At 68.1% G+C, this 9,440-nt stretch carries 7 protein-coding genes; 2 read left to right on the forward strand and 5 right to left on the reverse strand.

The window, feature by feature from the left end; all coding sequences use genetic code 11:
- Nucleotides 1-73: 73 nt before the first annotated feature.
- From MLGJGCBP_RS11570 to MLGJGCBP_RS11580, 3 genes are all read right to left on the reverse strand, one after another.
- A complete protein-coding gene (locus MLGJGCBP_RS11570; RefSeq protein WP_087556654.1) occupies nucleotides 74-1,411 on the reverse strand; it encodes an ABC1 kinase family protein in 1,338 nt (445 codons plus the stop codon).
- Complete coding sequence (locus MLGJGCBP_RS11575; RefSeq protein ID WP_087556653.1) at nucleotides 1,411-2,301, reverse strand: hypothetical protein; 891 nt, start codon at nucleotides 2,299-2,301, stop codon at nucleotides 1,411-1,413. Before MLGJGCBP_RS11575 ends, MLGJGCBP_RS11570 begins: the two co-directional genes overlap by 1 nt.
- A 121-nt stretch (nucleotides 2,302-2,422) precedes the next feature.
- Nucleotides 2,423-3,847: a zinc-dependent metalloprotease gene (locus MLGJGCBP_RS11580; protein WP_160095696.1), complete on the reverse strand. Its 1,425-nt coding sequence runs from the start codon at nucleotides 3,845-3,847 to the stop codon at nucleotides 2,423-2,425.
- 113 nt (nucleotides 3,848-3,960) lie between these two features.
- Here MLGJGCBP_RS11580 and MLGJGCBP_RS11585 point away from each other — a divergent pair, with 113 nt between their 5' ends.
- Nucleotides 3,961-4,983, forward strand: a complete 1,023-nt coding sequence (locus MLGJGCBP_RS11585; RefSeq protein ID WP_201453034.1) for a YlbL family protein — start codon at nucleotides 3,961-3,963, stop codon at nucleotides 4,981-4,983.
- A 4-nt stretch (nucleotides 4,984-4,987) separates the two neighbouring features.
- On the opposite strand, the gene MLGJGCBP_RS11590 is transcribed toward MLGJGCBP_RS11585, so the two are convergent.
- Nucleotides 4,988-5,599, reverse strand: coding sequence for a PPA1309 family protein (locus MLGJGCBP_RS11590; RefSeq protein ID WP_087556650.1), 612 nt, complete (start codon nucleotides 5,597-5,599; stop codon nucleotides 4,988-4,990).
- A gap of 154 nt (nucleotides 5,600-5,753) precedes the next feature.
- Between MLGJGCBP_RS11590 and MLGJGCBP_RS11595 the strand changes: the two genes are divergently transcribed.
- A complete protein-coding gene (locus MLGJGCBP_RS11595) occupies nucleotides 5,754-8,735 on the forward strand; it encodes a UPF0182 family protein (protein ID WP_160095698.1) in 2,982 nt (993 codons plus the stop codon).
- A gap of 78 nt (nucleotides 8,736-8,813) precedes the next feature.
- On the opposite strand, the gene MLGJGCBP_RS11600 is transcribed toward MLGJGCBP_RS11595, so the two are convergent.
- On the reverse strand, nucleotides 8,814-9,374 hold the full coding sequence (locus MLGJGCBP_RS11600; protein WP_087556649.1) for a transglycosylase family protein: 561 nt from the start codon (nucleotides 9,372-9,374) through the stop codon (nucleotides 8,814-8,816).
- Nucleotides 9,375-9,440 lie beyond the last annotated feature (66 nt).

Below are 9,440 nucleotides of genomic sequence, written 5' to 3' on the forward strand. Positions count from 1 at the left end.
CCACAGGCCCCGAAACCAAAACACCCAGATGCCAGCACTTGACTACCCGCCCCTTTTCAGGGATGACAAGTACTCACAGGTCGGGGTCTACGAACCCGGGAAGCCACTGCGTGAGGATCGCCATGTACGGCGCGTACGCGTCCAGTTGGGCGCAGATCCCCACCGAGCCGACGAGGACCCGGAAGATCATCAGATACTCGGCGGGCAGATTCAGTGCCCGGGCCGTTCGGAACTGCGCACTGTTGAAGTCGGTCGCGGAACCCGCCGCCTTCTGCAGCCAGGCGCGGGTGAAGTGGAACGATTCGGTGCGGATCGGATCGGTGACGGGGCGCAGATAGTCGGCGATCTCCTTGTCGGTGACCGTTCTGCCCGGCAGGACGAATCCGTTGGCGTGCAGCAATTCCGTCAGTTCGTCGAACTGCTCGTGGACTGCCAGCCGGACCATCGTCCCGAGCACCGGTGGAAGACCGTGCGGAAACGGTGCCGCGGCACCGAAATCGATGACCCCCAGGCGGCCGTCGCTGTGCAGCATGAAGTTACCCGGATGCGGGTCGCAGTGGAGCAGGCCGACGCGGGTGGGGGAGGCGAAGTGGAACTCCGCGAGCAGTGCGCCTGCGGTGTTGCGTTCCTCGGGGGTGCCGCCGGCGATGATGGCCGACAGCGGTTTCGCCGACATCCATTCGGTGACCACCACCTTGGGGGCACTCGCGACGACATGCGGAATCGCGAACTTCGGGTCCCCGTCGTACACCTTCGCGAAGCGGCGCTGATTGTTCGCCTCGATCCGGTAGTCGAGTTCTTCTTCGGTGCGGGCGGTGAATTCGTCGATGACCGGGCGCACGTCGACGCCGGGCATGACCGAGGCGAACAGTCCCGCGAACCGGCCGAGTGTCTTCAGGTCGGCGCGCAGCGCTTCGTCGGCGCCGGGGTACTGAACCTTGACGGCCACGTCGCGGCCGTCGGCCCACACGGCGCGATGCACCTGGCCGATGCTGGCCGATGCGGTCGGGGTGTCGTCGAACGACTGGAACCGCTCCCGCCACTTGGTGCCCAGTTGCTGGTCGAGCATCCTGTGGACGGCTTTCGCGGGCAGCGGAGGTGCCTGCGCCTGCAGCTTGTTCAGCGATTCACGGTAGGGCTCCGCGAACTCCTCGGGGATCGCCGCCTCCATGACACTGAGCGCCTGGCCCAGTTTCATGGCGCCGCCCTTGAGTTCGCCGAGGACGGCGAACAATTGCTCGGCGGCCCTCGCGCTCAGCTGGGCGTCGATCTCGTCCTTGTCGCCGCCGGTCAGTTTGCGGCCGAACCCCATAGCGGCACGCCCCGCGATCCCCAAGGGGATGCTCGCGAGTTTCGCGGTGCGGGCAGAACTCCTGCGGGGGATGTCGGGCACCCCACCATCATGCATCATCACCGGAGACGGTTCGATTCGCCCACGGCGGGTGCCAGATACGTGCAGCTGCAACTCGCCTGCCTCGGCCAGCGGCGCGTCACCAGCCGGTGCGCGCCCAGATCGATCTCGAGCGTCGCGTCGAGACTGCTGGGCGGCGCGCCGCGCGGGGCGGACAGTACGGCCTCGAGTTGGCCGAGCGCGACTGCGGTCGTGGCCATGATCACGGCGGGACTCGCGTGCCCGACGGTCCCGAGGAGCTGAGCGGACAGGTGCGGCCAGTCCTCGTCGTACGCGGCGCGGAGGAGGTCGGCGCACCGCAGGCAACTCGTGTGGCCCGGCAGCACGAGCGGACCGACCACACCGCGACCGTCCCGCAGCCGGACCTGCAGGTGCGGTATCCCGTTCTGCACCAGGTCCGCGGCGAGGCGGGGGTCCGCCACCAGATCGTCCGCGAGCACGACACACAAGGCGTTCCACCGCCGGACGTCGCCGTCGGCGGAGTAGCGGAACGAGCGGGAGACCCGGATGCCGCCGTCGGTGAGTCCGGCGGACACCGCATCCGACAGCGGTCCGCGCCCGTGCACGCGGATGGTGATCGTATCCGCGATCGGGGACGTGCCTGCGACGTCGATCAGACCGGCGCGGTCCAGATCGCCGAGCAGCTTCGACACGTCCGTGGGCGCAAGGCCGTACCCGACGGCCGTCCACAGGATGTGCGGCCGCGTGTTCCTGCCGTCGAGCAGTCGGACGACGGCGAGGAGTTGTTCGGTCCGGACTCCGGGCGGCGGGGAGAGAACGAGTGCGCGTTCGGGATCCCAGCCGAACTGGATACGGCCGTCGGGGCGGACGAGTACGGCGATCCGGGGATCGAGGGTGACGCCGACTGGCTGCGGGTGCGGAATGGTCACCCACCGAGGATTTCAGGCCACGACCGGCCGCCGACCCGGAAAAGACGAGTTGTCCACAGGCCGAAACATGCTCCGACCTGCGGACTTCCCGCTACTTGTAAATTGGTGCGATCAGGGGGGGTCAGGACTCCGGTTCGTCGTCCTTGCCGGACTTGCCGCGTTCGGCCTCCTCGGCCCGCTCGCGGGCCTCGGTCGCCTCCAGCTGCGCCATCGGATTGTCGAAGTCGCCTCCGTCGCCGCCGCCGAGCGCACGCTGGACGAACGCGTCCGGGCTGTCGAGATCGGACGAGTCGGGCAGCAGGTCGGGGTGGGCCCACACACCGTCACGGGCGTCGATCGACTCGGACGTGAGGCGTGTCCACAGTTGCGCGGCCTCCCGGACCTTGCGGGGACGCAGTTCGAGTCCGACGAGTGTCGCGAAGGTCTGCTCGGCGGGTCCACCGGTCGCGCGCCTGCGGCGGAGCGTCTCGCTGAGGGCCGCGACGCCGGGCAGGCGGTCGCTGAGCGCCGACGCGACGACGACCTCGACCCAGCCCTCGATGAGGGCGAGCAGCGTCTCGAGTCGCTCGAGGGCCTGCTTCTGCTCGGGTGTGGTCTGCGGTTCGAACGCACCCTGCTGCAGGATGTTCTCGAGCTGCGACGGATCGGTCAGCGCGGACGGATCGAGCCCCTTCGCCATGTCCTCGATGGCGGAGAAATCCATGGTGATGCCGCGGGCGTACTCCTCGACGGTGGCGAGGAGGCGCTGACGCAGCCACGGGACGTGGCTGTACAGGCGCTGGTAGGCGGCCTCACGGGCGGCGAGGAAGACGAGGATCTCACGGTCGGGCTGTTCGAGCCCCTTGCTGAACCGCTCCACCGCCGCGGGAAGCAGTGCGCCCGTGCCCGCCGGACCGAGGGGGAGACCGATGTCGGTGGAGGTGAGCACCTCCTTGGACAGCTGACCCAGCGCCTGGCCTAGCTGGGAGCCGAACGCGAGGCCACCCATCTGGCTCATCATGCCGAGCATGGGGCCCGCCATCTGCTGCGCCTCTTCGGGCAGCCCCTGCACCCACATGCCCGACACCTTCTCCGCGACCGGGTCGCACAGCCGCTTCCAGGTGTCGAGGGTGTTGTCGAGCCAGTCGTTGGGCGTCCACGCGACGGTCTTCGACGCGCCCGCGGGCAGCGTCGTCGCGGCGTCCAGCCACAGCTCGGCGAGCCGCGAGGCATCGGCGATCGCCTCGGAGTTGCCCTGCGTGATCGGAGCGACGGACCCCATCTGCTGGCGGGCGAGCTTCTTCGCGATCTCGTAGTTGACCGGGCCGGTCTGCTCCCCGGAGCCCATCGACGTGCCCATCCCGCTCAGCATCTGGCCGAACTGTGTGAGCATCTGGCCGAGGGCAGCCGGGTCGAAGCCCCCGGCGGGGAAACCACCCGCCCCGAAACCGAAGTCGCCGGAACCGCCCGCGTTCTTGTCGCGGTCGGGCCCGTTCTGATCCCCCGTGTTCTTGTCACGATCGGGATCGTCGTCGGGTTTGGAGAAGCCGAAGGGCGGATTGCTCATGACTCAACGGTACAAGGCGCATGGTTCGGTGGCTGCCGACCGCGTCACGCTGACGGCGAACACGCGGACGGCCGACAGCGGTGCCCGCCGGTTCGCGCTCTACGCTGGTCCAGGTGAATCGACGGATCGTGACGCTTCTGGCTGCGCTGGCCCCGATCGTGGTACTCGGCATTCTCGGCACCGTGATCAAGGTGCCGTACGTGGCTCTCGGGCCGGGACCCACGTTCAACACCCTCGGCGAAGTAGGTGGTGAGCAGGTCGTCGCCATCGAGGGAACGGACGTGGACGACACCACCGGCCACCTCAACATGACGACGGTCGCCGTGCGCGACGACCTCAACGTGTTCGAAGCGTTCGGACTGTGGGCCAGCGGACGCCAGGGCATCGTGCCCCGCGAGGAGGTGTACCCGCCGGACAAGTCGAAGGACGAGGTCAAGCAGGAGAACGACGCCGACTTCCAGCAGTCGGAGGACAGCGCCGAACTCGCGGCGCTCCACTTCCTGGACAAGCCGGTGGACCTGCGGATCGCCAAGGTCGGTGAGGACGGCCCCTCCCAGGGGCTGCTGCGCGAAGGCGACGTGCTGGTCAGTGTCGACGGAAAGCCGGTGTCGACGGTCGGCGGCGTGCAGGAGGCGGTGGCCGATGTGCCCCCGAACACCGAGGTGCCGATCGTGATCCGGCGTGACGGCGCCGAGACCACGGTGCGGGTGGTGCTCGGTGCCCGCCCGGACGACGAGGCCAAGGGCTACCTGGGGATCACGCCGGAGGAGGTCCCGGACGTCCCGTTCACGATCGACTTCAACCTCGCCGACGTGGGCGGCCCGTCGGCGGGACTCATGTTCACGCTCGCGGTGATCGACAAACTCAGCCCGGGCGAACTCAACGGCGGCAAGTTCGTCGCCGGCACCGGCACGATCGACTCCGACGGCGACGTCGGCCCCATCGGTGGCATCAAGTACAAGTTGATCGCCGCATCCGAGGCGGGCGCCGAGACGTTCCTGGTGCCCGCGAAGAACTGCGACGAGGCACGCCAGGGCGCACCCGACGGGCTCCGGCTCGTGAAGGTCGAGAACCTCGACGGAGCCGTCGACGCGCTCGAGGCCGTCAATGCCGGAGCCGACGCACCGCACTGCTGAGCGGTCAGTCGTCGTCCGTCGCGTCGAGGGTGGCGTACAGCGCGCTGACGAGATTCGGCGCCAGATCCTCGTAGGTGAGCAATTCGATTCCGGCGTACGGGTCGGCGTCCTCGTCGGGGCGCAACTGCATCAGGCACAGCGACGGTCCGTCGCGCAGCACCGCGGCGATCAGCCGGGCGGACCGGCGGTCGGGATGCGACTCGGCCGCGGCCCGCGCGGCGTCGTCGGCGGCGTCGCGGTCGGACAGCAGCGGGACGAGTGCGTCGTCCAGATCGGATTCCGCCTCGGGGGGCAGGACGACGATCTCCTGGACGAGGGCGCACCCGACCACGCCGTCCGGCCAGCTGGTGGTGGCGAGGAATTCGTCGAGTGCGCGTGACCCGCCGTCGATGTCGCCCGGGAACGGATCCTGTTCCACCGGGGTCAATTCCGCACCGTCGGCGAGTTGGTCGAGCAGGCTCGGTTCGGCGGCCGCGAGGAGTTCGGTCGGGACGAGTGCGAACATCTGGGGCGGCTGATCCCACCCTCCGGCATCGACGAATTCGACCACCTCACGCACACAGCGGGCGAGGGCGTCCGGCTCTCGGTTCACATTCTCTTCACTCACAGGACCCATCTTCGCACCCCCGGAACAGGACCGACGGCGGCAACTCTCGGTTGTTACGTAGAGTGGGACGAAACGGTCACGCCCTCGCTGTTCGGGTGTGGACGACCGAACGGTGCAGTTGACCGCGGCGCGCGAGCGTCGCCGAGTTCTTGGAGTGTGGCACGTGGGCATGCGGCCCCCCGCAGGTTTACCGTCGTTGTCCAAACGCAGTCGAGTGCTGCTGGTGCTGGCGCTTGTCGTCGCGGCCCTGCTGCTGGTGGGTCCTCGGCTGATCAGCACGTACACGGACTGGTTGTGGTTCGGTGAGGTCGGATTCCGTGGTGTCTTCACCACGGTCCTCGTCACCCGTCTGCTGCTCTTCCTCGTCGTGGGGGTGGTGGTCGGCGGAATCGTCTGGCTGGCACTGCTGCTCGCGTACCGTTCACGGCCGGTGTTCGTCCCGGTGTCGGGTCCCAACGATCCGGTGGCGCGGTACCGCACCACGGTGATGACCCGGCTGCGCCTGTTCGGACTTGCCATTCCGATCGCGGTGGGACTGCTCGCCGGCCTGATCGCCCAGTCCAGCTGGGTGACGGTGCAGCTGTTCATCAACGGCGGCGCGTTCGGCGTCGCCGATCCCGAATTCGGCCTCGACGTCGGCTTCTACACGTTCGATCTGCCGTTCTACCGTTTCGTCCTCAACTGGCTGTTCGTCGCGGTACTGCTGGCGTTCTTCGCGAGCCTGGTGACGCACTACGTCTTCGGTGGGCTCAAGCTCGCGGGCCGGGGCGGGGCGCTGACGAATGCGGCGCGAGTCCAGTTGGCAGTGCTGGCGGGAACGTTCATTCTCCTCAAGGCGGTCGCGTACTGGTTCGACCGGTATTCCCTGCTGTCCAGCAGCCGCAAGGAGCCGACGTTCACCGGTGGTAGCTACACGGACATGAACGCGGTGCTGCAGGCGAAGCTGATCCTGCTGGCCATCGCGGTGATCTGCGCGGGCGCGTTCTTCGCGGCGATCTTCCTGCGCGATCTGCGGATTCCCGCAATGGCCACAGCCCTTCTCGTGCTCTCGTCGATCCTGGTCGGCGCGGTGTGGCCGCTCGTGGTGGAGCAGTTCTCGGTGCGCCCCAACGCCGCCGACAAGGAGAGCGCGTACATCGAGCGGAACATCGCCGCCACCCGGCAGGCGTACGGCATCACCGACGACAAGGTCGAGTACCAGGACTACCAGGGGTACGGGACGACGCCGCCGCGCGACGTGCCCGCCGACGTCACGACGATCGCGAACACGCGACTGCTCGACCCGAACATCCTGTCGCGGACGTTCACCCAGCAGCAGCAGCTGAAGAACTTCTACGGTTTCCCGCCGACGCTCGACATCGACCGGTACGACATCGACGGGGCGATGCGTGACTACATCGTCGCGGCCCGCGAGTTGTCGTCGAAGAGCCTGACCGGCAACCAGACGGACTGGATCAACAAGCACACCGTCTACACGCACGGCAACGGACTGGTCGCGGCCCCCGCGAACCGGGTCAACGCCGCCGCAGGCGAGTCCGCGGAGGAAGCCGCGAACAGCAACAGCGGTTACCCCGTCTACATGGTCAGCGACATCGCCTCCCAGGCCGCGGGTAATCAGGTCATCCCGGTCGAGCAGCCGCGCATCTACTACGGCGAGGTCATCGCCGACACCGATGCCGACTACGCGATCGTCGGTGGTTCCCAAGGTTCGGATCCCCGGGAGTACGACACCGACACCTCGCGCTACACGTACACCGGATCGGGTGGTGTGCCGATCGGCAACTGGTTCAACCGGCTGGCGTTCGCGGCCAAGTACACCGAACGCAACATCCTGTTCTCCGGTGCCATCGGTTCGGATTCGAAGATCATCTACAACCGTGACCCCCGGGACCGCGTCACGCACGTCGCACCGTGGCTGACCGCGGACGGCGACTCCTACCCGGCCGTCGTCGACGGCAAGGTCGTGTGGATCGTGGACGCGTACACCACGCTGCAGGACTACCCGTACGCGCAGCGCAGTTCGCTCGACGGACTCGTCGAGGACAGCATCGACCAGAACACCGGCCGCCTGCTGCCCCGCAAGGAGGTGTCCTACATCCGCAACTCGGTGAAGGCCACCGTCGACGCGTACGACGGCACGGTGAAGCTCTACCAGGTGGACCAGAACGATCCCGTGCTCGATGCGTGGATGGGTGTGTTCCCCGACGCCGTGCAGCCTGCGGACTCGATTCCGGACGAACTGCGCGCGCACTTCCGTTACCCCGAGGACCTGTTCAAGGTGCAGCGCGAGATGCTCGCCAAGTACCACGTGGACGACCCGAAGGAGTTCTTCACCAACAACGCGTTCTGGTCGGTGCCGAGCGATCCCACGATCGACACGAGCGCGAACCAGCCGCCGTACTACGTGCTGGTCGGAGATCCCGAGACCGGGAAACCGTCCTTCAACCTGACGAGTGCGATGGTGGGTTACAGTCGCGAGTTCCTGTCCGCCTATCTGTCGGTGAAATCGGACCCGGAGAATTACGGCAAGTTCACGGTGCTGCAATTGCCGACGGACACGCAGACCCAGGGTCCGCAGCAGACACAGAACTCGATGATCTCCGATCCGCGGGTGGCGTCGGAGAGAACGCTGCTCGAGAGATCGAACAAGATCCAGTACGGCAACCTGCTGACACTGCCGATCGCGAATGGCGGCATCCTGTACGTCGAACCGATGTATACGGAGCGAAGTTCGACGGGCCCGAACACGTCGACGTTCCCGCAGCTGTCCCGAGTGCTGGTGAGCTACCGCGAGCCGCCGCCGAGTAACAGTGTGCGCGTCGGGTACGCCCCGACTCTGGCACAGGCGCTCGACCAGGTGTTCGGTGCCGGCACGGGCTCGGTGGCCACGGCGCCCAGCGCCGAGGAGGGGACACCTCCGGAGACGGGCACGACGCCGCCCGTCGACCAGGGTGCAGCCCCGGCAGCGCCCACCGCACCGGCGACTCCGCCGTCCGGCACGGACGTCTCGGCGGCGGTGGCGGAGCTGGATGCGTCGCTCAACGCGTTGACGGTGGCGCAGCGCAGCGGTGACTTCGCGGCATACGGTGCGGCCCTTGCCCGGGTGCAGAAGGCGGTCGCCGCGTACGAGGCGATCCCGAAGTAGAGGCGTTTCACCGAGACAACGAACGAGGCCCTGTCATCCGAACCGGATGACAGGGCCTCGTCGTATGCGAGCGGAAGATCAGCGCAGTGCGTCGACCAGCTGCGGGTTCGCGTCCACCAGCTGCTGGAACTGCTGTCCGAAGCCGTTCTGCTCGGCGACCTGGCGCGCGGAGTCCAGTGCCTGCTGCGCCGCGGGCTGGACCGGGGCGGGCGCCGGGACCTGTGCCGGTGCCGCGGGGGCCGGCGCCGGGGTGGGCGCCGGAGCGGGAGCGGGCGCGGGGGCCTCGGCGACGTCGCCGCCACCGGTGGTCAGGTACTGACCGCACACCGGCCAGGCACCCTGGCCCTGCGTCGCGAGAACATTCTCGGCGACCCGGACCTGCTCGGCCTTGCTGGCGTTCGACGCCGAGCCGCTGCCGCCGTTGGCCTGCCACGTGCTCTGCGAGAACTGCAGGCCGCCGTAGTAGCCGTTCCCGGTGTTGATTCCCCAGTTGCCGCCGCTCTCGCACGCTGCGACGCCGTCCCAGTTGTGGGAGGCGGCGGAGGCGGTGCCGGTGCTCAGGCCGAGCGGGACGGCGACGACGGCTCCGGTGACGGCGATCCAGCCGAGGGCACGCTTGCTGATGCTGTGATTGGTCATGCGGGGTCAATCCTCTCCGCGCTTGCTGGCGTGGCCGGCCTGCGGGCGACGACGTTCGCGTCGTCG

The organism is Rhodococcus sp. T7 (assembly GCF_009872365.1).
GTDB lineage: Bacteria > Actinomycetota > Actinomycetes > Mycobacteriales > Mycobacteriaceae > Rhodococcus_F.